Origin of the sequence: Pannonibacter phragmitetus DSM 14782 (assembly GCF_000382365.1) — a bacterium.
Taxonomy (GTDB): Bacteria; Pseudomonadota; Alphaproteobacteria; order Rhizobiales; family Stappiaceae; genus Pannonibacter; species Pannonibacter phragmitetus.
Genome location: NZ_KB908235.1, coordinates 34,973 through 57,854 on the forward strand (window position 1 = coordinate 34,973; position 22,882 = coordinate 57,854).

A 22,882-nucleotide genomic window follows, 5' to 3' on the forward strand; every position below is an offset into this window, starting at 1 on the left:
TCAGTGGATGGTTCTCATCTTCGGCTATTATTGATTTGTAGCCCGATTCGAACACCTCGGCAACCTTCGTTGCCGAGGTGTTTTTATGTGACTTTCGTGTATTTCGGCTTTGTGCTTATTTCTGGTGGTGCTTTCATATCGGAAATGGGGGCGTTGCGTGACTGTTAGCGCAAGGCCCGTGCCGGGGGAGTGGGATGGGGTTCAATGTTCTGACGGACCGGTGTTTTCCCGTGGTCATGCGATCCGGGGAGCGGCGGTGGGTGGATTTTGCCGGGCTGGCTTGCGGCTTTTCCGCCTTTGATGCGCCGGAGGCCGGGGCGGACTATGCGGTCGCCTTTGATTGGCCGAGGCCGGATCTGGATATCGCCTGCCATGAGCTGAGCATCGGGGTGCTGCAGCTTTGCCTTGATGTGCAGAACGAGGATGACTGGCAGGCGCTGTGGGACAGCGCGCTTAGCCGGGACGAGCTGGCGGAGCGGATCGCCCCTTTCACCCATGCCTTCGAGCTGCTGGGCGACGGGCCGCGCTTCCTGCAGGACCGGGAGGCCTTCGAGGCGGACCTGAAGCCTGCCGCCCTTTCGCCCATTGAGGGGCTTTTCATTGATACGCCGGGCCAGAATGGCCAGAAGAAGAATGCTGATGTGCTGACGCACCGGGGCCGCTATCCGGCGCTGGGCCTGCCTGCGGCAGCCATGACGCTCTATGCCTTGCAGGCCTTTGCTCCGGCCGGCGGGGCGGGCAATCGCACGTCGATGCGGGGCGGCGGGCCGCTGTCCGTTCTCGTGTTCCCCGTGGCGGATGAGGGGCAGGCGCCGGTTGCGCTCTGGCACCGGCTGCTGGCCAATGTGACGGAACTTGGCACCGGTGACGCAACCGGCCGGCTTCACACCATCCTGCCCTGGCTTGCGCCAACACTCACCTCTGAAGGTGGCGTGGCGCTTCATCCCGATGAAGCTGGGGCAACACATCCCTTGCAGGCTTTCTTCGGCATGCCCCGCCGCCTGCGGCTGGTGGCGTCCGCGCAGCCGGGCGTCTGCGCCCTGACGGGGCGGGAGGGGCCGGTTGTGACACACTTTGCCCAGCGGCCCTACGGCATGAATTACGGCATCTGGCAGCATCCTCTGACTCCCTACCGCCAGATGAAAGAGGGCGAGCCGCCCTATTCGGTGAAGCCCAAGACCGCCCGTTTCGGCTACCGCGACTGGATGGCTGCGGCTGCGGGGGAAGGGGAGGGCAGTCTGTCCCGGCTGCCGCTCAATGTGCATGCCGCAAGGCTGAGCCGGGTAGAGCCACTGCTGGCGCTTGGCCGCGATCCGGTTTTGCGCGTTGGCGGCTGGGCGATGAACAATATGGAGGCCATGGCCTATCAGTTCGCCGAACAGCCCATGCATCTGGCTCGTGACCGGGCCACGGCGAAGGCTCTGGACGAGCTGGTCCTCAGCTTTTCCGAGTCTGGGGGTGCTGCGCTGTCTGCCCTGCGTGACGCCTTGCGCAAGGCGCTGTTTTCCGGCCAGACGCCGGATGCGGAAAAAGGCGCGCTGGGCAATGCGCAGGCCGCCTTCTTCGACACGACAGAACCGCAGTTTCACAGGCTGGCCGCCGCTTTTCTGAAGGAAGGTGCGGACGAAAGCCTTGAGGCACGGGCAGAGCGGCAGCGGCAGAACTGGCGGCGGCAGATCGAGGAAACCGTGCTGTCGCTCTTCAATCAGTTTGCCAGCGTTGAAGACGTGCCGCCCGAGCGGGCACAGCCGGTTGTCGAGGCCTATGCCGCCTTGCAGCGCAGCTGCCGGGGCTATGGGCCGGGCGGAAAGCGGTTCTTTGAAGCTCTGCGTCTGCCCCTGCCGGTCCCCGACAAGGAAAAGGACAAGGGCAAAGGCGCGCAAAAGGCAAAATCCCGCTCCGGGAGGGACGAATGACCATGAAACTCAACAAATCAGCCGCTGAAGCCGCAAGGGACTGGTGGCAGCGGCTGCATCCCAATCCGGTGACCGGCCGAGGCGGCGACAGGGCAGGGCGGGCACGGCTGCGCCGGGCCTCCGGGCCGCTGGAAGCTCTGCTGGAGCCGCAGACGCAGGCTCTCATCGAGGCCGTGCGCCGGGCATCCGGCAAGGCCTGGTCCTTGCAGGCCCAGTTCGAGGAAGAGGAAACGCTGCTGTTGCGTTTCGGGGTGCTGGCCATTCTGCTGGCAGAGACGGACGTTCATTTTGAGGAAAGGCAGCGCGGTTTTGCCGGGCTTCTGGGCCTCACGCCGGATGGCCTGCGTGCCGGAACCGACGACCGCCGCCGCTGGTCCGTGTCCCGCTTCGGCGCGATGATGCGGGCGTGGAAAGAGCCGGATGACTTCTGCCGCCATGCCCGCCGGGCGTTGAACGTGGTGAGGCGCGAGCCCTTTGATGCGGCCGCCTTCATCCGCGATGTCATCGGCTTTGACGGCGCCGTGCAGCGCAAATGGACCTTCGATTATTACGGCCAGCCGCAGCTTGCTGCGGGCGATGGCAAGGCCGGGGAGCAGGAGAGCCCCGCCGCCGGACATGATACCCCTGAGGAGAATTGATATGGCCCGCTTTCTGCAGCTTCACATTCTGACCCCCTATCCGGCCTCCAACCCCAACCGGGATGATCTGGGCCGTCCAAAGAGCATGATCCTGGGCGGTGTGCCGCGCATGCGCATGTCCAGCCAGGCCATCAAGCGCTCCATCCGCACCCATGAAGCCTTCACCCAGCCGCTGACCGGCAATCTGGGCGAGCGTACCCAGCGCATGGGGCAAGTGCTGAGGCAGGCGCTTCTGGACAAGGGCGCAGACGAGGACAAGGCAGTTGAGATCGCCCGCGAGGTTGCGGGCGTCTTCGGCAAGCTGAAGGGGGAGAAGGACGCTAACCCCACCTACACCGAGCAGCTGGCCTTCATTTCCCCGCAGGAGCGGCAGATCGCAACGGACATTGCGCTGCGCAAGCTGGCCGGAGAAAAGCTGCCGAAGGAAAAGGAACTGGCGAAGACGGTTTTCCTCAAGGCCGACGGCGCCGTTGATATTGCCATGTTCGGCCGCATGCTGGCCGACAATCCGGACTTCAACCGGGATGCTGCGGTTCAGGTGGCTCATGCCTTCACCACCTCCCGCGCCGAGGTGGAGGACGACTTCTACACCGCCGTCGATGACCTGAAGCGGCCAAGCGAAGATGCTGGCGCTGGTTTCGTCGGCGAGGCCGGCTTCGGTGCCGGTATTTTCTACCTCTACATCTGCGCCGATCTGGAGCTTCTGGCGGAAAATCTTGGCGGTGACCGGGAGCTGGCGGCCCGTGCGGTCGAGGCGCTGGTGCGCACTGTTTCCGTGGCCTCGCCCTCCGGCAAGAAGAACAGCTTTGCCAACCATGTGAAGGCCGAATTCATTCTGGCCGAGCTGGGCGATGCCCAGCCGCGCACGCTGGCAGGGGCCTTCACCCGTCCCGTCGAAGGCCGCGATCATACGGCTGCATCCGTTGAAGCACTGCTGGCCAAGCGCGGCGCATTTGCCAAGGCTTATGGCCGGGACTGGACGTCCGAGTGCTGCCTTCAGGTGGGCGATGCAAACAGCGCCACGCTGGACGAACTGGCGGCCTTTGCTGCTGGCGGAGTGACTGAAGATGCAGAGGCCGGGGCAGCATGACGCAGAGCTGGCTCGTCATCACGCTGGAAGCGCCCCTGGCCAGTTTTGGTGAGGCGGCGGGCAACGCGCAGCGCGGCACGGCGGAGCGGCCCTCCCGCTCGGCGCTGCTGGGCCTGGCTGGCGCCGCGCTTGGCCTGCGCCGGGAGGATGCCGCCGGGCAGGCGCGCCTGTTTGCGGGGCTGCGCACGGCCAGCCTCAGCCAGCGCAGCGGCAAGCTGCTGACCGACTTCCATACCTTCCAGTCCCTGCCATCTTCGGCTGGGGCCCCGCGCAGCCGTGCGGCAGCCCTTGCCCTGCGTGAGGAGCTTTCAACCTCCATCACCCGGCGCGAATACCGCATGGATGTGCGCTATCTCGCGGGCTTTACCGCTGCGGATGGCGTTGCGGAAGGGCAGGACATTGATCTGGCGGCGCTGGCGGAGGCCTTCCGCCGCCCGCGCTTTGCGCTCTGGCTGGGACGCAAGTCCTGCCCGCTGTCGCGTCCGCTCAACCCGCTAGTGGTTCCGTCACCGGATGCGGCAGGCGCCTTTCTTGCCTATCTCGAAGCGGATCCAGCGCTCCTGGCCACTGTGCCGCGTGAGGCCGAGCTTGCTGTGGAGACCCTGGGGGATCTTCCGTCTGGTGCCCGTATTTCCCGCCAGCATACCCGGCGCGATGATCCGCAAAGCCGCAGCAGCTGGCAGTTTGCCAGCCGCAGCGAATATGTGACGGGCCTCAGCCTGCCTGCAAGGCCGGAACGGGAGGCTGCACGATGAGCGGGCTTTATCTTTCGCGGCTGGATCTGCGCCGTTCTTCGCGCAATGTGGCCCCGCTTATCGGCCTGCTCAACCCCGCTGACAGCGCCGCGCAGATGAACACGGGCCACCGTCTGCTGTGGACGGCCATGCCTGCGCATCTGCAGGGCCGGGCAGCTGAGGGCGGGGCAGTTGAGGGTAGTGCCGGGGAGAGTTGGGCCGGGGAGGGCGCGCCTTTCCTGTGGCGGCGCGACCCGCAGGAGGACCGTTACTACGTGCTGGGACCGGAACTGGGACAGGAGGAATCGCCCTTCTTCGAGATTTCCTCCCGCCCCTTTGAGCCGCAGCTGGAACCCGGCGACTTGCTGGCCTTCGAGCTGAGCGTCAACGCCACCGTTGACCGCAAGATTGGCACGGATGCCAACGGCAGGCCGCTGCGCAAACGCAGTGATGTGGTGATGGACCTGATCCACCGCCGCGAGGCGGAAGCGGGTGTTGCCCTGCAACGTGGCACCTTGCGCGAGGCGGCGGCCCGTGATGCGGCGGTGGCCTGGCTGAAAGGGCAGGGGGAACGCTCCGGCTTTGCTCTCAAGGGCCTGCGGATGGAGGCATACCGTGTTGAGCAGGTGCCGCGCAGCAAGGGCAAGCCCGCCCGCTTCGGCGTGCTGGATCTTGCCGGTCTCATTGAGGTGCAGGACCCGGCGGCCTTTCTGGCGCGCCTCAGCCGTGGCTTCGGCCGGGCCAAGGCCTTCGGCTGCGGCCTGATGATGATCCGGAGGGCCTGAACCATGGGCGGCGGGGCATCGGCATCCGGTTCCACCATGCCCGGTGCCCCACCGCCGCGCCCCATTCCACTGAAGGACCGCTCGTCCATCATCTTCGTGGAAAAGGGCCAGCTGGACGTCATCGACGGCGCCTTCGTTCTGGTCGATGCCAATGGCATCCGCATGCACATCCCGGTCGGCGGGCTGGCGGCGATCATGCTGGAGCCGGGGGTGCGCACCAGTCATGCGGCGGTGTCGCTGGCTGCACGCGCCGGTACGCTGCTGGTCTGGGTCGGGGAAGCGGGTGTGCGCGTCTATGCCGCCGGACAGCCAGGCGGTGCGCGCTCTGACCGGCTGCTGTGGCAGTGCCGTCTCGCCATGGACGAGGCGGCGCGCCTGCGCATCGTGCGCAAGATGTTCGAAATGCGCTTCGGCGAGGCCGCGCCTGAAAAGCGCTCGGTCGATCAATTGCGCGGCATCGAAGGGGCGCGGGTCAGAACGCTTTACGATGGCTTTGCCCGCCAGTTCGGCGTCACCTGGACGCGGCGCAATTACAATCCGGACAACTGGGATATTTCGGACGTGCCGAACCGCGCCCTGTCTGCCGCAACGGCATGCCTCTACGGCCTGACGGAGGCCGCCGTGCTGGCAGCAGGTTATGCGCCCGCCGTGGGCTTCCTGCACACGGGCAAGCCGCTGTCCTTCGTCTATGACATCGCCGACCTGTTCAAATTCGAAACCGTGGTGCCGGAGGCTTTCCGCATTGCCGGGCAGCAGGCCAAGGGCAAGCTGACAGGACCGGTGGACCGGGAAGTGCGTATTGCCTGCCGCGATGCCTTCCGCCGCACCAATCTGCTGGGGCGGCTCATTCCCGCCATCGAGGAGGTGCTGCTGGCAGGCGAGCTGCCGCCGCCGGAAGATCCGGACTACGCCGTCGATCCGGCTTTCGAGGATCCCTCTCCCTCCGGCGATGCGGGGCACAGGTCATGATGATGGTTGTCACCACCAATGCTCCGCCCCGGCTGCGCGGGCGTCTCGCCGTCTGGCTGCTGGAGGTGCGGGCAGGCGTCTACATCGGCACATACTCGGCCCGCACGCGCGAGATGATCGCCAGTCAGGTGGCGGCGATGATCGAGGATGGGGATGCCGTGATCGCCTGGACGGCCCCCACCGACGCGGGCTTCGACTTCCAGACCTATGGCCGCAACCGGCGCATGCCCGTCGATTTCGACGGCCTGCGCCTCGTCGCCTTCCATCCGCCGGATGCCGGAAATCCGGGGCCGGGTGGGCTCGGATCAGGCTGAAACAGGCCGGCCGGACCCGTTATTTTGCCCGTCTCCGGAAGCCCGCAAAACCGCCCAAAAAACCGGTAGCTTCCCGCTCTTTGAAATTCTACAATGAGATCAATGCTCTCCAGCAAGAGTGTTCCCCGCACACGCGGGGATGAACCGGCTGGCGCGAAGGCGCTGGCGGATGCCGGTCTGTGTTCCCCGCACACGCGGGGATGAACCGCCAGCGGCAAAGACGCGGACGCGCAGAGCCAGGTGTTCCCCGCACACGCGGGGATGAACCGGTCACAGCCTTCCACAGGCAGGACCCACGCGGGTGTTCCCCGCACACGCGGGGATGAACCGGATCAGGCCACGGCGGCGCGCGGCATGCGGATGTGTTCCCCGCACACGCGGGGATGAACCGGCTGGCGCGCAGGTTGGCTTGACCCTGCGGGCGTGTTCCCCGCACACGCGGGGATGAACCGACGTTGCCCCCACAATTAGCAGCCGTCCTTCAGTGTTCCCCGCACACGCGGGGATGAACCGTTCAGCGGCGGCGGGGGTGAGATGACTGCGTTGTGTTCCCCGCACACGCGGGGATGAACCGAAACTGCACAATGCTGCTGGCGCCGGTTCCGGGTGTTCCCCGCACACGCGGGGATGAACCCGTTGATGTCAGGTGCTGCACTTGAGCAGTTTGGTGTTCCCCGCACACGCGGGGATGAACCGGGGCGGCCCAACAAAGGAATGAAGCCGGGCGGGTGTTCCCCGCACACGCGGGGATGAACCGCGGCGGCAGCGGCGCGGAGGTTGAGTTCGGCGGTGTTCCCCGCACACGCGGGGATGAACCGGCGCCCGGCCACTTTTCCCTTTCAGTTTTTCCGTGTTCCCCGCACACGCGGGGATGAACCGCCGGGCGGTTTCCGGCGCTTGTTGCAAATGCAGTGTTCCCCGCACACGCGGGGATGAACCGAATGGTCTTTTCGTCGATGCCGGTGCGAGCCGGTGTTCCCCGCACACGCGGGGATGAACCGTTTAGACCCCCTCTCCCTGCCCTAGAATGGGCGTGTTCCCCGCACACGCGGGGATGAACCGGGCTGTTTTTCGCGGCCCGTCCGGCATGGCCTGTGTTCCCCGCACACGCGGGGATGAACCGCAGGACGATGGCCCGCTCAACCCCGACCAGACGTGTTCCCCGCACACGCGGGGATGAACCGGCACGCTGGACAGTATGCGTAATGCGCAGCAGGTGTTCCCCGCACACGCGGGGATGAACCGTCATCTGCTGCTGATTTGCGCCAGCCTTCTTCGTGTTCCCCGCACACGCGGGGATGAACCGTAGGCGAACACCTCTTTGTGCCAGTTATCGACGTGTTCCCCGCACACGCGGGGATGAACCGCTGGACGAGATTGTCACGGAAACCCAGCTGCAGTGTTCCCCGCACACGCGGGGATGAACCGTTCACCCATTACCGCTGGTTCAACAAGGATGCGTGTTCCCCGCACACGCGGGGATGAACCGGTCCATGTCACCAGTAGGTCGCCGCTGACCTCGTGTTCCCCGCACACGCGGGGATGAACCGGCTAAACAACATGAGCGGGCACGCAGACAGACGTGTTCCCCGCACACGCGGGGATGAACCGGCCGATCAATGCGAGCTGGTGAACATTGGTGAGTGTTCCCCGCACACGCGGGGATGAACCGGCATCGAAAACACGGTGGCTCTGGCCAGCATGGTGTTCCCCGCACACGCGGGGATGAACCGCCACGGGCCTGCTTCAGGTCGTTCCAATCGGTGTGTTCCCCGCACACGCGGGGATGAACCGTTCAGCGTGGGTCCTGCAGGTCACCTCGTCGAGTGTTCCCCGCACACGCGGGGATGAACCGTTCCCTCAGCCGAACTACGTCACGCTCAAGATGTGTTCCCCGCACACGCGGGGATGAACCGCGTTCGTTGCAGACTGTACTCGGACGACCTGTGTGTTCCCCGCACACGCGGGGATGAACCGATTTCGTTCTCTCTGAAGCATCGCAGCGATGCGTGTTCCCCGCACACGCGGGGATGAACCGCGTGTTGAGGTTTCTGGCGTGACGATGGAACGGTGTTCCCCGCACACGCGGGGATGAAGCTCTCGCGGGAGAGCGTGTCCGGTGAGTTGAACAGACTGTTGTTTGAGCTTGAGCAACCACAAGAACCGCATGGTTTGGTTGTCGCTTGACAACCGGGTCATGATGTCCATTTATGGGAGGAGAGATATTGCGCAGAGTGCCTCCGGACAGGGAAATCGAAGCGGCGTTAAGGCATGCTGAAGAGAAGGGCTGGCGGATCAGGCTGGGTGGCAGCCATGCATGGGGCAAGATGTATTGCCCTTACAATGATGATAGCTGCCGCTGTGGCGAGTTTTGTATGACGAGCATATGGAGCACGCCAAAAAATGCCGGATCACATGCAAAGGCACTGCGGCGCGTGGTGGATAAATGCTCCATGAAGACTGGAGGGTAAACGGCTCAAGGCAGAGGGGAGTGACCATGATGAAGGAATACAGCTTTACATTGAAATACCGCCTGCCTGCAGAGGATGCCGGTCATGACGCTATCGTGGAACGGCTTGGAGAGGCCGGCTGCACGGATGCTCTGGCTGGAACCGGGGTGGCCGGGCGGCTGGCTCTGCAATTCGACAGGGAAGCCGGAACGGCACATGATGCCCTGCTGTCAGCGCTTCAGGATGTGAAGGCCGCAGTGCCCGCAGCCGAGTTCGTCGAGGCAGGGCCGGATCTTGTCAGTGCCAGCGACATTGCTGATCTTGTTGGCAAAAGCCGCCAGAATATCCGCAAGTTCATGATCTTGAACGGGGACTTTCCGCGCCCTGTTCATGAAGGGCCCTCGGTCACCCTGTGGCATCTTTCGGATGTGCTGGAATGGCTGGAAGCCCGCAAGGAATACAAGCTTGATGTGGGCCTGCATGATGTTGCAAGGGCTGCGCGGGAGGTGAATGTTACGAAAGCAGTTCTTTGGCTCCCGGCGCTCAAGCCGGATTTGGAGGCGCTTGTAGCTTGAGGCTGGTCTTTATGGCCGCGCCAGCGCGTGTTTCCAGCTTGAATGTGATTCAGGGCAGCTGTAATCTTTAAAACAGGAATGGCCAGCTCAGCTCCACGGGCGGGTGCATTTATCATGCGTCTGCTCACTCCTGCTGGAATTAGCCCAGGTGGACGTGAGCCAGAGGGCCATTCCGTTCTTCTCTCCCAAAACTTGCATTGCCCGAGGTTCGCCGCTGTGGCGTTCTGGTCTGTTCCTGTGACCGGGGCTGAGCGGTTGTTTCCGGCAAGTGCCGGGAGCCTTGCTGCGGGCTGAAGCTGGAAGATAGGTTCTCCGGCCGCACATCTGCCTGTTCCAGTGCCAAACTGCGCTCCTCAACAGGGGATGGGGTCCAATCCGGGCTCGACAGGGCGGGTGCGGCGCGGCAATGTCTGGCGCATGTGCCGGCGGGGTGATGCCTGATGCGGCGGTGGTGACGTTGTTCCGGCGGAAAGTCCTGACTTGATTGCTCTGCGCCCAATCCTGAGTGTTCTCGGCTTTCTCTACGCCGCTCTTGCGACGGCCATGCTGGTGCCGGCCATGGTGGATGTGGCCAGCAAGAATGCCGACTGGCAGGCCTTCGTCTTTTCGGCCTTTCTGACCTGCCTTGCGGGCACCTTGCTGGCCCTTGCCATGCGCGGCACGCTGAGCCGCGGGCTGAACATGCGCCAGACCTTCGTGCTGACGGTGATGGCCTGGGTGACGCTGCCCGCCTTCGGTTCGCTGCCGTTCCTGTGGCTCGGCATCGGCTATGCGGATGCCATGTTCGAGGCTGTCTCCGGCTTCACCACCACGGGAGCCACCGTTCTGGAGGGACTGGATTCCCTGCCGCCGGGGCTGCTCGTCTGGCGCTCAATGCTGCAGTGGATGGGCGGCGCCGGAATTGCCATCATGGCCGTGGTGCTGCTGCCTTTCCTGAGGGTCGGCGGCATGCAGCTGTTCCAGACGGAAGTGGCCGACCGCACCGAAAAGATCGTGGCCCGCTCCGTGCAGCACATCCGGCTGATCGCGGGCTGCTATCTGCTGCTCACCTTTGCCTGCGCGCTTGCCTATGCGGCCGCAGGCATGGAGACCTTCGATGCGGTGAACCATGCCATGACCACGGTGGCGACAGGGGGCTTTTCAACGCGAGATGCCTCCTTTGCCGCCTTTGCGGACATGCCGGCGGTGGTCTGGACCTCGATTGTCTTCATGATCCTTGGGGCGCTGCCTTTCGTGCTGATCGTCCAGGCCCTGCGCGGGCGGCCGCTGCAGCTCTGGAGCGATCCGCAGGTGCGTGCCTTCCTGCTGTTCATGGCCGTGGTGACGCTGGGCCTGACCGTGCATCTGGGCGGCACGCAGGATCTGGTTTTTCACGAAGCTTTCAGAAAAGCGGCCTTCACGGTGGTGTCGATCACCTCCACCACCGGCTTTGTGCTGACCGATTATCAGGCCTGGGGCAGTGCGGTGGCCGGTCTCGTGCTGATGCTGTGCTTTGTCGGCGGCTGTACGGGCTCGACCTGCGGCAGCATCAAGATCTTCCGCTATCAGGTGTTTTTCGGCACGGTGCGCTCGCATTTGCGCAAGATGGTACGGCCCAACCGGGTGACGCCGGAATATTTCGGCCGCACCCGGCTGACGCCTGAGCTTTCCTTCTCGGTGCTGTCCTTTCTCATCGTCTATATCGGCGCAGTCGGCGCGGTCACCCTGGCGCTGTCCGTGTTTGATCTGGGGGCCATGACGTCGTTTTCGGCGGCGGCCAGTGCGATCGGCAACATTGGTCCGGGGCTCGGTCAGGTTGCCGGGCCGGCCGGCAGCTATGCGGCGGTGCCGGACGGAGCCAAGTGGGTGCTGAGCGTTGCCATGCTGCTGGGGCGTCTGGAGCTTCTCACGGTACTGGTGCTGCTCGACCGCGATTTCTGGGCAAACTGAAAGGCTGGACGATGGACTTCGGCAAACCTCTCATCCGGGGGCGGCTGGTCAAGCGCTACAAGCGGTTTCTGGCGGATGTGGTGCTGGACAGCGGCGAGGAGATCACCGCCCACTGCGCCAATCCCGGCTCCATGCTCGGCCTCAATGCGCCGGGCTCGCTGGTCTATCTGTCGCGCTCGGACAATCCGGCCCGCAAGCTGGCCTGGTCCTGGGAGATCATCGAGGCCGATGGCGCGCTGGTCGGCATCAGCACGGCCCATCCCAACAAGCTGGTGGAGGAGGCGCTGCTGGCCGGGCTCATCCCGGAGCTTTCCGGCTTTGCCGGCCTGCGGCGGGAAGTCAAATACGGCAAGAACTCGCGGATCGACATTCTGCTGGAAGGTGCGGACGGCGGGCTCACCTATGTGGAGGTGAAGAACGTCCATCTGATGCGTCAGCCCGGACTTGCGGAATTCCCCGATTCAGTGACGGCACGCGGGGCCAAGCATCTGGTGGAACTGGAGGATATGGTACGCGCCGGGCACAGGGCCGTGATGGCCTATCTGGTGCAGCGTCCCGATTGCAGCGAACTGGATTTTGCCGCCGACATTGATCCGGCCTATGCGGCGGCCCTCAGACAGGCCATGGCAGCTGGAGTGGAAGCCCATGCCATCGGCTGCGAGGTGACGCCGGAATTCATCCGCGCCACCCGCAAGGTTACGATCCGCGCCTGAGACCAACTCTCGATGAGCCCGGCTCATCGAGAGTTGGTCAAGCCCGTGCGGCGCTTGAGCATATTCAAGGCATGATGCGTCAGCATCTCAGAGCCTTGGTATGACGAAGCGGACCGGGGCAAATGGCGTCAGCTCGGCAGGGCCATGCTCTGCGGAGCGCCCGCCATGGGAGCACCGGCCGGGGCCTGCAGCACCACCACCTTGGTGTTGTTCGGCACGCGGTTGTACAGGTCAATCACGTCCTGATTGATCATGCGCACGCAGCCGGAAGAAACGGCGGTGCCGATCGTCCAGTATTCTGCGGTGCCATGGATACGGTAGAGCGTGTCGCGGCCGCCTTCGAAAATGTAGAGCGCGCGGGCGCCCAGCGGATTGGCGAGGCCCGGCTCCATGCCGTTCCGGAACTCTTCCAGCTCCGGCTGACGGGCGATCATCTCCGCCGGCGGCGTCCAGCGCGGCCACTCGCGCTTGTAGGCAATGCGGGCCGAGCCGCCCCAGGTGAAGCCCGCGCGGCCGATGCCCACGCCATAACGCATGGCCTGTCCGCCTTCCATGGTCAGATAGAGGTAGCGGTTGGGCGTGTCGACGATGATGGTGCCGGTCGGCTCGGCGCTCTGATAGGGCACGATCTGACGGAAGAACTGCGGCTTGACGCGGCGCAGATCCGCAGCCGGGATCGGGAACTGCTCGTTCGGCATCGGGCCGTACATCTGCAGATACTCAACCGGGATCTGGCTGTAGGAGGGAGCTGCGCCCTCATAGCCATCACGGGCGAGACCGGGCGAGGGGACCGGCTGGACGTAGCGGGAGTTACAACCGGCAAGAAGGGTTGCCGAGGCAGCAACCAGAAACCGGCGACGGGAAAGCAGCATTTAAGACCTCAATTCTGATCTGGAGCCGGCGGCATTGCGCAGCACGGGCCCGGCCCCTGGCGACAAGCTCCCCGATTTAACTTTCCGGGGGCTTAATCCGTTCTATTTTCACGAAAAGTTTGATGAACGGGGTTTGGGGGGCGGGTCGTCCTGGCGGGCGGGAGGATCGCCATAAGGCTCCGGCGCCCCCAGAAGCAGCGTTCCGGCGGGCACGCTCACCCGCTGCGGCTGTTCCTGCAGGGGAAAGCCCATGATGCCGGTGCACAGCATGATCTTGCAGGGCGCACCCTGACCGGGCAGCACCGGCGCCCCCTCGTCCGGGGTGTCAGCCTTTGGGGCCATGCTGGCGATGACGCTGTAGGAGGCAGGCTGAAAGGTCTCAAGGCTCACCAGTCCCGCTCTCACAAAGGCGGAGTGGGCTTGCGCCGGGCGCATCACGGCAAGTGCCAGCACCAGCATCACAAGTGCCGGAGCGAGCGCCAGAATCGCCAGATTTCCTCTCAGGGCCGTCATCATGGTCCCCTCATTAAGGGGGAATGTGGCAGCGCGGGGGCGGGTGAGGCCAAATCGCCGTGACTGGCGGATAAGGCCCAGCACGGCAGCATCACTGTGGCAAAAAGGGCGCAGATGCAATTGGGGCGCAGCCACATGCTGCGCCCCATGCTGTCAGTGGGCGGGCGGTCAGCCGGCCGTCGTCTTGGCCAGCGGCGGCTGGAACTGCCAGCCCATGTCCCAGGGGAAATAGATCCAGGTGTCCTGCGAGACTTCGGTCACGAAGGTGTCGACCAGCGGGCGGCCCATCGGCTTGGCATAGACGGTGGCAAAATGCGCCTTCGGCAGCATCTCGCGCACGACGCGGGCGGTTTTGCCGGTGTCTACCAGATCGTCGATCACCAGCACGCCGCTGCCTTCGCCCTCATCAAGGCCGATGACGCGCGGGTCGATCGGCTTGATCACCTGCAGCGAGCCCTGGTTTTCGTAGTCGTGATAGCTGGCGACACACACCGTCTCGATGGTGCGGATGCCGAGCTCACGGGCAACGATGGCGGCCGGCACAAGGCCGCCGCGGGTGATGCAGACAATCGCCTTCCACTCGCCCTGACCGGACAGGCGCCAGGCGAGGGCGCGGGCGTCGCGGTGGAACTGGTCCCATGAGACGGGGAAGGCTTTCGGCTGGTCCGGGTTTTCCATGGAGGTCTTTTCCTGTTCAGGCGTTGCTGAGAGCGGCAGCGACGGCAGCTTCCACGGCCTCGGTTGCGCGGTTCAAGGGGTCTTCATCACGGGCGCGGATCACGAGCTGGGTCGAGTAGCGGCCGTCCTGATTGCGGGGATAGGAGCCGATCACCGTTTCGGGATGGTCTTTCTGGATCTGGCGCAGGGCATCGGCGATGCGGCTTTCGGGCAGGGCGGCATCGACGCTGCGCGACAGGATCTTGCGGCCGGTGCGCAGGGTGGGCACCACCGCGTCCAGCATGGCCTGCATGATGTTGGGCACGCCGGCCATCACATGCACATTGCCGATGCGGAAGCCGGGGGCCTTGGAGACGGGGTTCTCGATGAGGTCTGCGCCGGCCGGGATGCGGGCCATGCGCTTGCGGGCACCGGTGAACTGGCCCGGCGCGTAATGGGCCTCGAGAATGGCCATGGCGCGCGGATCGTAGTCAATGCTGACGCCGAAGGCCTTGGCGATGGAATCGGCCGTGATGTCATCATGGGTCGGGCCGATGCCGCCGGAGGTGAAGACGTAATCATAGCGGCTGCGCAGGGCATTGACCGCCTCGACGATGCAGTCTTCCTCATCCGGCACGACGCGCACTTCACGCAGCTCGATGCCGGTCATGGTCAGCACATCCGCCACATGGCCGATGTTCTTGTCCTTGGTCCGCCCGGAGAGGATCTCGTCGCCAACGACGAGAAAGGCGGCGGTCACGATGTCACTGGGCTTGTCGCTCTGCATGGCCTGTTGCCTTTCCGGGCTTTCTACCTTCAGGAATTGCCCGGCTGCTGGCAGCATTCATGCCGGGAAAAACGCTTTATCTCAGGTTTACGGCGCGCTCAAGCATGTGCAGGCGGGCGCCAGCCATAGATCCAGTCCATCCGCTGCAGCAGCGACTGCGGCGAGGACAGGCGCAGCACCGTGTCGCGGGCCAGCGAGGCGGGCAGACCCAGATGATAGATGGTGGAATTTGTGGCAGCCGTCTGCTGCACCTTGGCCGTGCGGGGCTGGCGCTCGCGCACATAGGCCTGAAGCGCGGCGGCGGGCTGATCCGGCCGGGCGGCCAGATGGTGCGCGAGAACGATGCCATCCTCGATGGCCATGGCCGCGCCCTGCGCCGCGAAGGGCAGCATGGCATGGCAGGCATCACCCAGAAGGGAGATGCGGCCTTTCTGCCAGATGCCGCCTGCATCAACGGCCCGCAGCGCCCAGCGGAGCCATTCATCCGGCAGCCGCAGCAGGTTCAGGGCCGGTTCAGGCCATCCGGCAAAGCGCGTGAGCAGGTTTTCCTTGCTGGCCGGTTCCGACCAGCCGGGGGCATCCCAGTCTTCCTCCACCAGCGCGACCAGATTGAACTCCCGTCCCTGCCGTAGCGGATAGTGAACAAGATGGGCCTTCCGGCCGAACCAGATTCCGGATCCTCCAAGGAATTTGGGCGGGATCAGGCTTGCCGGAACGGTTGCCCGGTAGGCGGTGCGGCCGGAGAAGACGGGGGATGGGCCGTTGAGGATCGTCTGGCGCATTGCCGAGCGCACGCCATCGGCGCCGATCAGGGCGTGGGCTTCCAGTGTTTCGGGGGGAGTCGCCCCCTGTGCCAGCGTCACCCGCAGCTTGCCGCCTTCTTCGGAAACCGAGGACACGCGGGTGCCCAGACGCAGGGAAATGTCCGGCAGCGCGTGGACAGTATCCAGCAAGGCGCGCTGGATATCGGCGCGGTGGACCAGCAGATATGGTGCGCCGTAACGGTCAGCGGCAGTGGCGCCAAGCGGGACATGGGCAAGAGTGCCGCCGTGCCTTGCGCTGCGGATTGTCAGTTCCTGCGGTTCAAAGGCATGGCTGCGCACCGCATTCAGCACGCCGAGCGCGGCGAGCACATGCGTGGCATTGGGGGAAAGCTGGATGCCGGCACCCACTTCCTCAAGCCAGGCGGCCTTTTCGGCCAAGATGACGGAAAAACCTTTTTGCGCCAGCGCAACAGCGGCGGTCAGCCCGCCGATGCCCGCTCCGGCTATGATGACGGGATGCGTCATGGCCGCTCCTGACCCGAAAGGGGATGCCGGATCAGCGGCGCCCGGCGGGCACCGCAGAAAGATACCTCAGGCGGCCGGGAATCAGGCCGCAGCCGGAACCCAGACGCAATCCGCCGGATTGGCTTCTGCGGGCTTCAGTGCCGGGTTGAACTTGTAGAGCGTCGAGCAATAGGGGCAGACGATCTGGTCTTCATCGCCCATGTCGAGGAACACATGCGGGTGATCGAACGGCGGATTTGCGCCGATGCACATGAATTCATGCGCGCCAACCTCCACGCTTTCGTGGCCGCTGCTGTTCTGGAAATGCGGGACTACGTGATCCGCCATGGCACCTGTCCAAGATTACTGTCCGGGTCAAAAGATGCGCGAACATACCGCCCCCGCGCCGGAAAGTGTAGGGGGCTTGGCGGATTTCCCGTGCGCAGCGGCGGCCCGCAGGCTCCCTGTCCCGGCATAAGGCAGATCAGCCATTCCGGGGGACTTCCAAGCAGCGGATCTTGCGCCTAAGGTATCGGACAAATTGTCTCTGCCTTTAACGTAAACGTCAGGTCCCGCATGCCCGTCTTCAAATCCGATATCGCCGACATTGCCTACATTGATGAGGGGGAGGGCGAGCCGATCCTGCTGATTCACGGCTTTGCCTCGAACAAGGCCGTCAACTGGGTCAATCCGGGCTGGGTGGATCTTCTGGTCAAGGATGGCCGCCGGGTGATCGCCCTCGACAACCGGGGCCACGGCGAGAGCGGCAAGTTCTATGATCCGGGAGACTATGGCGCGCCGATGATGGCCGAGGATGCCCGGTGGCTCCTGGATCATCTCGGCCTCTCCAGTGTTGATGTGATGGGCTATTCGATGGGTGCCCGCATCACCGCCTTTCTGGCGCTCAATCATCCGGACCGGGTGCGCCGGGCAATCTTCGGCGGCATGGGCTACGGCATGATCACCGGCATCGGTGATGGCGAGCCGATTGCCCGGGCGCTGGAAGCCGAAAGCCTGCAGGGCATTCCCGATCGCACGGGCCGGGCCTTCCGCGCCTTTGCCGAACAGACCGGAGCCGACAAGCGGGCGCTGGCGGCCTGTATCCGCTCGTCCCGGCAGAAGATTTCCGAAGAGGATGTCGCCCGCATCGCCCGCCCGGTGCTGGTGGCCGTCGGCACCAAGGACGACATTGCCGGATCGCCGCAGGCGCTGGCGGACCTCATTCCGGGCGCAAGGGTGCTGGAGATCCCCAACCGCGATCACATGATCGCCGTGGGCGACAAGGTCTACAAGCAGGGCGTCCTCGACTTCCTGGCCCAGACCGCATGAGCGCCCCCGCCGCCACCAGCTTTACCGGTGCCGAGGGCAACCGGCTTGCGGCTGACCGTTTCGGCAGCGGGACAGGCCAGCCGGTGCTGCTGCTGCATGGCGGCGGGCAGACGCGCCACGCCTGGGCGGGGGCGGGTGTCCGTCTCGCCAAGGCGGGCTTCACCGCTTACGCCATGGACCAGCGCGGCCATGGGGACAGCGAGTGGGTGGCCTCTGCTGCCTATGATTTTGCCGATTTCGGCCGGGATCTTTCCGCCGTGGCAGCACAGGTGACGGACAGCCATGGCCGCCGGCCGGTGCTGGTCGGTGCGTCGCTCGGCGGGCTGGCCGGACTGCTGTCTGAGGGCGCGCAGACGCCGGGGCGGCTCGAAGCCATGGTGCTGGTCGATATCACCCCGCGCGTCGATGCGGGCGGCGTTTCGCGCATTCTCGACTTCATGGCCGAGAAGGTGGACGAGGGCTTTGCCACAGTGGAGGACGCGGCGGATGCCATTGCTGCCTATCTGCCGCACCGGCCGCGCCCGCGGTCGCTGGACGGGCTTGCGAAGAACCTGCGCCTTCATCCCGATGGCCGCTACCGCTGGCACTGGGACCCGGCCTTCATCGCCGCCCGCCACGCAGGGGGCGAAGATCTGCGGGCAAAGGTGGAAGCCGAACTCGTCGCAGCTGCCGCCCGGCTGACCCTGCCGGTGCTGCTGGTGCGCGGCGGCCAGTCGGAACTGGTCAGCCAGGAGCATCTCGACGAATTCCGCCAGCTCGTGCCCCATGCCCGCCTTGCCGATGTGGCCGGGGCCGGACACATGGTGGCCGGAGACCGCAATGACGTCTTCACCGGCGCGCTGCTGGAGTTTCTGCAGGATCTGGCGGTGGAGGCCAAAGCCTGAGTCGGATCAGGGTCTTGAGCCGTTTGGCTCAAGTTCTGATTCTGATTCAACTGCGGGCCGAAAGCTGAGTCGTTTCAGGTCTCTGGCCCGTCCGGTTGAGGCGCTTCTCACACTCCCTTGAAATCCGGCGTCCGCTTTTCGAGGAAGGCGGTTCTTCCCTCTGCGAAATCCGCGCTGTCAAAGCAGGCGATGGCAGCGGCTTCCGCCTTATCATGATCGGGTGCGGAGTGGCCTGCAGGGATGGTCAGCGCCGCCTTGGTGGCGGCATGGGTCAGCGGTGCGTTTTGCGCAATCGTGGCCGCCAGTTTCCGTGCCTCGGCCTCCAGTGCACTGTCCTCCAGAAGCTGGTTGAGAAAACCCCAGTGCAAGGCCTCACCGGCTTCGATGCGCCGGGCGGTGAAGATCAGTTCCCGTGTCCGCGCCGGGCCGATGAGTGCAGCCACATCCATCAGCGCCGCCGGGGGATAGGCGATGCCGAGCCGGGCTGCGGGGATGCCGAAGCTGCTGCCATGGCAGGCAAGGCGCAGGTCGCAAGACGCGGCAAGACCGAAGCCGCCGCCGAGGCAATGGCCGCGGATCATGGCAATCACCGGCTTGCGGCAGGCCTTCAGCGCCTCGAAGGCGGCGAGGTTGATGTCCTCATAGGCACGGGCGGCCTTCGCGTTCTTGCGGGTCTCCTCGAACTCGGAAATGTCCGCTCCGGCACAGAAGGTTTCGCTGCCCGCACCGCGCAGGATGATGACCCGGACCCCGCCATCGGCTTCAAGCGCGGACACGGCAGCGGGCAGGGCGCGCCACATCTCCAGCGTCATGGCGTTGCGGCGCTTTTCATTGGCGATCACAAGCCAGCCGGTGCTGCCTTCAATCCGGATTTGAAGCTCCGGCGGGGGAGTGTGCGATTGTCCCGTCACGTGATATCTTCCCTGTCTGGCGCCTTGATGGAATGGCGTCCGGTGATGAGTTCTTTCCCTTTTGGCCGGGCTTTGTTATGGCTCGCTCCGGCCTATATGAGGACGGCATGACAGGTCCGGTGCTGCAGAGGCTGCGCACAGGGCTTGCGACAGGAGACGCGCCATGGTGAACACCACTTTCAAGACGGCCAAGCCAACCGTGAGCTTGCATGATCCCGTATGGCATCAGCTTCGGGAAGAGGCCGAAAAGATGGTCATCGGCGAACCGGCCCTGTCGTCCTTCGTTTATGAGACCATTCTCAACCACGGGCGCCTTGAGGACGCGGTGATACACCGGCTTGGCGACAGGCTGGGCCGGGACATCGTCTCCGCCTCGCTTATCCGCCAAACCTATTCCGAAGCCCTCAGCGACGAGCCGGAACTGGGCGAAATCTTCCGCGTCGACATGATGGCCGTGTTCGACCGCGATCCGGCCTGCGAACGGCTGCTGGAGCCGCTGCTCTATTTCAAGGGCTTCCATGCGCTGCAGACCCATCGCCTTGCCAACTGGCTGTGGCGGCGCGGGCGCTCCGACTTTGCGCTTTATCTGCAGAGCCGGTCCTCCGAGATCTTCCAGGTGGATATCCATCCGGCGGTTCCTGTCGGCCGGGGCATTTTCATGGATCACGCCACGGGGCTTGTCGTTGGCTCCACGGCCGTCATCGAGGACGATGTCTCGATCCTGCAGGGCGTGACGCTGGGCGGCACCGGCAAGGAGCAGGGCGACCGGCATCCGAAGATCCGCAAGGGCGTGCTCATCGGCGCGGGCGCCAAGATCCTCGGCAATCTTGAGATTGGCCGCTGCTCGCGCATTGCCGCAGGCTCGGTTGTCCTTCAGGACGTGCCCTGCAACACCACCGTCGCCGGGGTTCCGGCGCGGGTCGTGGGGCAGGCGGGATGCGCAGAACCGGCCCGGTCCATGGACCAGCTGCTGGCGGATAAACAGCCTGACGCGTGATCCCCCTGTGGGAAAGCCCATGATTCCGGGGAAAGACGGTTCCGGCGGTTGGCTCACGGCGCTGTTCGTGTAGGTTCCGCACCCGTGAAATACGGGGACCCGAAAGGAGCGAAAGACGTGAAAGCCGACGAAATCAAGAAGCTGGAAGCCTATCTGCAGCGCAAGTTCAACCTGCCGTCCATGAAGGTGAAGGCCCGTCCGAAGAAGGACGATTCCGCCGAGGTTTACATCGGCGACGAGTTCATCGGCGTCGTCTTCCGTGATGATGAGGATGATGATCTGAGCTGGAGCTTCCAGATGGCCATCCTCGAGATGGACCTTGAGGAAGACGGCGAGGATTGATCCGGCAAGCCGCCGCCGGAGCCATGGGCAAGCGGTGCCGGCTGCCGGAACTGATCTGAAAGGGACGTGCCCTGCGCAAAGCTGCAAGGCGCGTCTCTTCTGTTTTCCGGTTCGGCGCAACCGGTTCGGGGCCGCTCATACCAACTCCCGAAGAGCTTGACTCATCGGGAGTTGGTCAAGCCCGTGCGGCGCCTGAGCAATTTCAAGGCGTGATGCGTCAGCATCCCGGAGCCTTGGCATCAGCTATCAATGCGGCAGGAAACTCTCGAAAAGGGCGCCCATCTGCCGGTCCAGCCGGCCCCAGCTGCTGAGCAGCTTCATGTCGAAGCGGTAGCTGGCCACGAGATCCGGGGCGAGGCGCATGTCGCGCATGCAGCTTGCCGGAGCATCTTTCGGCAGTCTGCAGCGGGCGGCAAATCCGGTTTCAAGCCCTGTGCCGTCGTCCTCGTAGAACAGGACGTCTTCGCTGGCGCCCGCCTTGCCGGACATGTCGAGCATGTAGAGCCCGGCCTGTCCCACCTGCGGCTTTCCGGCGGCTAGGCGCCGAAGCGTTGTGTCCATCCGCTCCATGACTGTCTCGACCTTGCGGGACGCCATCAGTTCCACGGTGACCGGCAGTTCCGCAGCGGCCCGGCTGCCCCTGTTCCCGCTGGTGCCGGCATAGCCCGTCATGGAGGGCCAGTTGACTTCCAGGGTCAGCCGCTCGTGGAACGAGCCTTCCTTGCGCTGCTCCGGCTTGGGCAGCATGTTCATGGGAACCGTAACCCTGCGGTCGCCAAGCCAGAGCGTGACAAGGCGGGCCTCGGCCGTGCGCAACTCCGCCTGAGTGGCCGCCTGTTCAATCCAGCCGCCAATCATCTTCGCAATATAGGCAAGGGTCAGCAGCACCAGCAGCGTGAGAATCAGAGCGGAATGGAACGGCCGGTAACCTGTTGCCTTGGGTAGGGTGACCGGCATCATGGCCGCCACCTGCGGGCTCTGCGCGCAAAGCAGCCGTCAGCATTTCCGTGCCAAAGCAGGACAGATGTTCCAGAACGGTATGGGCAGACCTGTGATGGTTGCTGCATTCGCTTGGTTTCTGTTCCGTTCGTGACCGCCGGAAACCGGCATGCGGTTTGCACTTCCCCTCCTGTCTCCGTGAGGACAGACTCACGTCCCGATGGTTAACAAGAGGTTAATGCCGTGCTTCTTGAACTGCTGCTTGCCGTTTACATGGGCTGCGCCGGCTTCGTTGCAGCGGGCCTGATTGGAAGCGCTTATCAACTTGTTACCGACTCGCCACCCAGTTTCCAGATCCCGGCGCACAGTATCGCAGGAATTCTGGGGGTTGTTCTGGTCTGTGTCTTCGCCGGACCCTTTATTATCATGCGCAATGCCATCCGTGGGCGGCGGCTGGAAGGGCGCCCGGTTGGCTGGCTGGTGGCCTCCTCCACCATTGCAGGCATGTGGAGCCTGTGCTCTGGTGTCCTCGTAATGCATTTTGCGCTGGGGCTTGCCAACTCGTGGTCGTGATCCCGGTGTGACAGACCGGGAGGAAAACATGACGCTCTACCGCCTTGAAGACCGGACGCCGGAACTTGCTGCTGACGGAGCCTGCTGGGTGGCGCCGACGGCGGTGCTGATCGGGTCGGTGCGGCTGGAAGAGGGGGCGAGCGTCTGGTTCGGCGCCGTGCTGCGCGGCGACAACGAGCTGATCCTCGTGGGGAAGAACAGCAATGTCCAGGACGGCTGCGTGCTGCACACGGACATGGGCTATCCTCTGACCATCGGCGAGGGCTGCACCATCGGCCACAAGGCCATCCTGCACGGCTGCACCATCGGCAGCAATTCCCTCATCGGTATGGGCGCGACGGTGCTGAACGGCGCCAAGATCGGCCGCAACTGCATCGTGGGCGCCAATGCGCTGATCCCTGAGGGCAAGGAAATCCCGGACAATTCGCTGGTGGTGGGCATGCCGGGCCGTGTTGCGCGGACGCTGGATGCCGCGGCCGAAGAAGGCCTGCGCAAATCGGCCGCAGGCTACGTGCGCAACTGGCAGAGGTTCAAGGCCGGGCTGGCGCCCCTTTGAACTCACGACTGAATGAGGATGCTCCGCCGCAATACGCCCGAAAAGGCGGGAGCCGGTCTCGCGGGGGCGGACCGGCTCCCTGAACCCGGCCGTGGTTGGGATGGGGAGGGTGGGGACGCGGCCGGGCTGTTCTGTCGGGCT

24 protein-coding genes and 1 CRISPR repeat array are annotated in these 22,882 nt (G+C 64.6%); of the genes, 16 read left to right on the top strand and 8 right to left on the bottom strand.

Annotated features, from left to right (window positions below):
- Window positions 1-194 precede the first annotated feature (194 nt).
- The 10 genes from casA (at window position 195) to sfsA (ending at window position 12,113) form a co-directional block, all read left to right on the top strand.
- Window positions 195-1,916, top strand: a complete 1,722-nt coding sequence (casA, locus tag H163_RS23325; RefSeq protein ID WP_051105442.1) for a type I-E CRISPR-associated protein Cse1/CasA — start codon at window positions 195-197, stop codon at window positions 1,914-1,916.
- A complete protein-coding gene (gene casB, locus H163_RS0120360) occupies window positions 1,913-2,554 on the top strand; it encodes a type I-E CRISPR-associated protein Cse2/CasB (RefSeq protein WP_019966468.1) in 642 nt (213 codons plus the stop codon). Before casA ends, casB begins: the two co-directional genes overlap by 4 nt.
- A 1-nt stretch (window position 2,555) precedes the next feature.
- A complete protein-coding gene (gene cas7e / locus H163_RS23330) occupies window positions 2,556-3,644 on the top strand; it encodes a type I-E CRISPR-associated protein Cas7/Cse4/CasC (protein WP_019966469.1) in 1,089 nt (362 codons plus the stop codon).
- Complete coding sequence (gene cas5e, locus H163_RS23335) at window positions 3,641-4,399, top strand: type I-E CRISPR-associated protein Cas5/CasD (RefSeq protein ID WP_019966470.1); 759 nt, start codon at window positions 3,641-3,643, stop codon at window positions 4,397-4,399. The genes cas7e and cas5e overlap by 4 nt, the downstream gene beginning before the upstream one ends.
- Window positions 4,396-5,163 (top strand): type I-E CRISPR-associated protein Cas6/Cse3/CasE, encoded by a 768-nt coding sequence (cas6e, locus tag H163_RS0120375; protein WP_019966471.1) that lies wholly within the window; start codon window positions 4,396-4,398, stop codon window positions 5,161-5,163. The genes cas5e and cas6e overlap by 4 nt, the downstream gene beginning before the upstream one ends.
- Before the next feature lie 3 nt (window positions 5,164-5,166).
- Complete coding sequence (gene cas1e / locus H163_RS0120380) at window positions 5,167-6,132, top strand: type I-E CRISPR-associated endonuclease Cas1e (protein ID WP_019966472.1); 966 nt, start codon at window positions 5,167-5,169, stop codon at window positions 6,130-6,132.
- Complete coding sequence (gene cas2e, locus H163_RS0120385) at window positions 6,129-6,446, top strand: type I-E CRISPR-associated endoribonuclease Cas2e (RefSeq protein WP_019966473.1); 318 nt, start codon at window positions 6,129-6,131, stop codon at window positions 6,444-6,446. The genes cas1e and cas2e overlap by 4 nt, the downstream gene beginning before the upstream one ends.
- A 118-nt stretch (window positions 6,447-6,564) precedes the next feature.
- Window positions 6,565-8,545: direct repeats of the CRISPR family, unit length 29 nt; unit sequence GTGTTCCCCGCACACGCGGGGATGAACCG.
- A 398-nt stretch (window positions 8,546-8,943) separates the two neighbouring features.
- On the top strand, window positions 8,944-9,471 hold the full coding sequence (locus H163_RS0120390; RefSeq protein WP_019966474.1) for a helix-turn-helix transcriptional regulator: 528 nt from the start codon (window positions 8,944-8,946) through the stop codon (window positions 9,469-9,471).
- Window positions 9,472-9,951: 480 nt separating this feature from the next.
- Window positions 9,952-11,400, top strand: coding sequence for a TrkH family potassium uptake protein (locus tag H163_RS0120395; RefSeq protein ID WP_019966475.1), 1,449 nt, complete (start codon window positions 9,952-9,954; stop codon window positions 11,398-11,400).
- Between the two features lie 11 nt (window positions 11,401-11,411).
- Entirely contained in the window at window positions 11,412-12,113 is a 702-nt protein-coding gene (gene sfsA, locus H163_RS0120400) for a DNA/RNA nuclease SfsA (RefSeq protein WP_019966476.1), read from the top strand.
- Window positions 12,114-12,241: 128 nt separating this feature from the next.
- Here sfsA and H163_RS0120405 read toward each other — a convergent pair whose 3' ends face one another.
- The 6 genes from H163_RS0120405 to H163_RS0120430 form a co-directional block, all read right to left on the bottom strand.
- Window positions 12,242-12,985: a L,D-transpeptidase gene (locus tag H163_RS0120405; protein WP_019966477.1), complete on the bottom strand. Its 744-nt coding sequence runs from the start codon at window positions 12,983-12,985 to the stop codon at window positions 12,242-12,244.
- Window positions 12,986-13,093: 108 nt separating this feature from the next.
- Complete coding sequence (locus H163_RS0120410; protein WP_019966478.1) at window positions 13,094-13,501, bottom strand: hypothetical protein; 408 nt, start codon at window positions 13,499-13,501, stop codon at window positions 13,094-13,096.
- A 165-nt stretch (window positions 13,502-13,666) separates the two neighbouring features.
- Window positions 13,667-14,176, bottom strand: coding sequence for a xanthine phosphoribosyltransferase (gpt, locus tag H163_RS0120415; protein WP_019966479.1), 510 nt, complete (start codon window positions 14,174-14,176; stop codon window positions 13,667-13,669).
- 16 nt (window positions 14,177-14,192) lie between these two features.
- The gene (locus H163_RS0120420) at window positions 14,193-14,942 is read right to left on the bottom strand and encodes a competence/damage-inducible protein A (protein ID WP_026356124.1); all 750 of its coding nucleotides are present in this window, start codon (window positions 14,940-14,942) and stop codon (window positions 14,193-14,195) included.
- 98 nt (window positions 14,943-15,040) lie between these two features.
- Window positions 15,041-16,231: an FAD-dependent monooxygenase gene (locus H163_RS0120425; RefSeq protein WP_019966481.1), complete on the bottom strand. Its 1,191-nt coding sequence runs from the start codon at window positions 16,229-16,231 to the stop codon at window positions 15,041-15,043.
- 81 nt (window positions 16,232-16,312) lie between these two features.
- Window positions 16,313-16,558, bottom strand: a complete 246-nt coding sequence (locus H163_RS0120430) for a zinc-finger domain-containing protein (RefSeq protein ID WP_019966482.1) — start codon at window positions 16,556-16,558, stop codon at window positions 16,313-16,315.
- Window positions 16,559-16,786: 228 nt separating this feature from the next.
- Between H163_RS0120430 and H163_RS0120435 the strand changes: the two genes are divergently transcribed.
- Window positions 16,787-17,539 (top strand): alpha/beta fold hydrolase, encoded by a 753-nt coding sequence (locus H163_RS0120435; RefSeq protein WP_019966483.1) that lies wholly within the window; start codon window positions 16,787-16,789, stop codon window positions 17,537-17,539.
- Window positions 17,536-18,423 (top strand): alpha/beta fold hydrolase, encoded by an 888-nt coding sequence (locus H163_RS0120440; RefSeq protein ID WP_019966484.1) that lies wholly within the window; start codon window positions 17,536-17,538, stop codon window positions 18,421-18,423. Before H163_RS0120435 ends, H163_RS0120440 begins: the two co-directional genes overlap by 4 nt.
- A 107-nt stretch (window positions 18,424-18,530) precedes the next feature.
- Here the strand turns inward: H163_RS0120440 and H163_RS0120445 are convergent, their stop codons facing one another.
- Window positions 18,531-19,334, bottom strand: coding sequence for an enoyl-CoA hydratase (locus H163_RS0120445; RefSeq protein ID WP_040679351.1), 804 nt, complete (start codon window positions 19,332-19,334; stop codon window positions 18,531-18,533).
- Window positions 19,335-19,497: 163 nt separating this feature from the next.
- On the opposite strand from H163_RS0120445, the gene cysE reads away from it, so the two are divergent.
- Window positions 19,498-20,331, top strand: a complete 834-nt coding sequence (gene cysE / locus H163_RS0120450; protein WP_019966486.1) for a serine O-acetyltransferase — start codon at window positions 19,498-19,500, stop codon at window positions 20,329-20,331.
- A gap of 117 nt (window positions 20,332-20,448) precedes the next feature.
- Window positions 20,449-20,673, top strand: coding sequence for a DUF3126 family protein (locus tag H163_RS0120455; protein WP_019966487.1), 225 nt, complete (start codon window positions 20,449-20,451; stop codon window positions 20,671-20,673).
- Window positions 20,674-20,919: 246 nt separating this feature from the next.
- Here the strand turns inward: H163_RS0120455 and H163_RS0120460 are convergent, their stop codons facing one another.
- The gene (locus tag H163_RS0120460; protein ID WP_019966488.1) at window positions 20,920-21,633 is read right to left on the bottom strand and encodes a hypothetical protein; all 714 of its coding nucleotides are present in this window, start codon (window positions 21,631-21,633) and stop codon (window positions 20,920-20,922) included.
- 222 nt (window positions 21,634-21,855) lie between these two features.
- On the opposite strand from H163_RS0120460, the gene H163_RS0120465 reads away from it, so the two are divergent.
- Window positions 21,856-22,185, top strand: coding sequence for a DUF6949 family protein (locus H163_RS0120465; protein ID WP_019966489.1), 330 nt, complete (start codon window positions 21,856-21,858; stop codon window positions 22,183-22,185).
- Between the two features lie 28 nt (window positions 22,186-22,213).
- Window positions 22,214-22,741 (top strand): gamma carbonic anhydrase family protein, encoded by a 528-nt coding sequence (locus H163_RS0120470; protein ID WP_026356126.1) that lies wholly within the window; start codon window positions 22,214-22,216, stop codon window positions 22,739-22,741.
- Window positions 22,742-22,882 lie beyond the last annotated feature (141 nt).

What these genes read in the sequence shown, in the direction of transcription:
- casA (WP_051105442.1), top strand. Translation starts at nt 195, where the DNA reads ATGGGGTTCAATGTTCTGACGGACCGGTGTTTTCCCGTGGTCATGCGA.
- casB (WP_019966468.1), top strand. Translation starts at nt 1,913, where the DNA reads ATGACCATGAAACTCAACAAATCAGCCGCTGAAGCCGCAAGGGACTGG.
- cas7e (WP_019966469.1), top strand. Translation starts at nt 2,556, where the DNA reads ATGGCCCGCTTTCTGCAGCTTCACATTCTGACCCCCTATCCGGCCTCC.
- cas5e (WP_019966470.1), top strand. Translation starts at nt 3,641, where the DNA reads ATGACGCAGAGCTGGCTCGTCATCACGCTGGAAGCGCCCCTGGCCAGT.
- cas6e (WP_019966471.1), top strand. Translation starts at nt 4,396, where the DNA reads ATGAGCGGGCTTTATCTTTCGCGGCTGGATCTGCGCCGTTCTTCGCGC.
- cas1e (WP_019966472.1), top strand. Translation starts at nt 5,167, where the DNA reads ATGGGCGGCGGGGCATCGGCATCCGGTTCCACCATGCCCGGTGCCCCA.
- cas2e (WP_019966473.1), top strand. Translation starts at nt 6,129, where the DNA reads ATGATGATGGTTGTCACCACCAATGCTCCGCCCCGGCTGCGCGGGCGT.
- H163_RS0120390 (WP_019966474.1), top strand. Translation starts at nt 8,944, where the DNA reads ATGATGAAGGAATACAGCTTTACATTGAAATACCGCCTGCCTGCAGAG.
- sfsA (WP_019966476.1), top strand. Translation starts at nt 11,412, where the DNA reads ATGGACTTCGGCAAACCTCTCATCCGGGGGCGGCTGGTCAAGCGCTAC.
- H163_RS0120405 (WP_019966477.1), bottom strand. Translation starts at nt 12,985, where the DNA reads ATGCTGCTTTCCCGTCGCCGGTTTCTGGTTGCTGCCTCGGCAACCCTT.
- H163_RS0120410 (WP_019966478.1), bottom strand. Translation starts at nt 13,501, where the DNA reads ATGATGACGGCCCTGAGAGGAAATCTGGCGATTCTGGCGCTCGCTCCG.
- gpt (WP_019966479.1), bottom strand. Translation starts at nt 14,176, where the DNA reads ATGGAAAACCCGGACCAGCCGAAAGCCTTCCCCGTCTCATGGGACCAG.
- H163_RS0120420 (WP_026356124.1), bottom strand. Translation starts at nt 14,942, where the DNA reads ATGCAGAGCGACAAGCCCAGTGACATCGTGACCGCCGCCTTTCTCGTC.
- H163_RS0120425 (WP_019966481.1), bottom strand. Translation starts at nt 16,231, where the DNA reads ATGACGCATCCCGTCATCATAGCCGGAGCGGGCATCGGCGGGCTGACC.
- H163_RS0120430 (WP_019966482.1), bottom strand. Translation starts at nt 16,558, where the DNA reads ATGGCGGATCACGTAGTCCCGCATTTCCAGAACAGCAGCGGCCACGAA.
- H163_RS0120435 (WP_019966483.1), top strand. Translation starts at nt 16,787, where the DNA reads ATGCCCGTCTTCAAATCCGATATCGCCGACATTGCCTACATTGATGAG.
- H163_RS0120440 (WP_019966484.1), top strand. Translation starts at nt 17,536, where the DNA reads ATGAGCGCCCCCGCCGCCACCAGCTTTACCGGTGCCGAGGGCAACCGG.
- cysE (WP_019966486.1), top strand. Translation starts at nt 19,498, where the DNA reads ATGGTGAACACCACTTTCAAGACGGCCAAGCCAACCGTGAGCTTGCAT.
- H163_RS0120460 (WP_019966488.1), bottom strand. Translation starts at nt 21,633, where the DNA reads ATGATGCCGGTCACCCTACCCAAGGCAACAGGTTACCGGCCGTTCCAT.
- H163_RS0120470 (WP_026356126.1), top strand. Translation starts at nt 22,214, where the DNA reads ATGACGCTCTACCGCCTTGAAGACCGGACGCCGGAACTTGCTGCTGAC.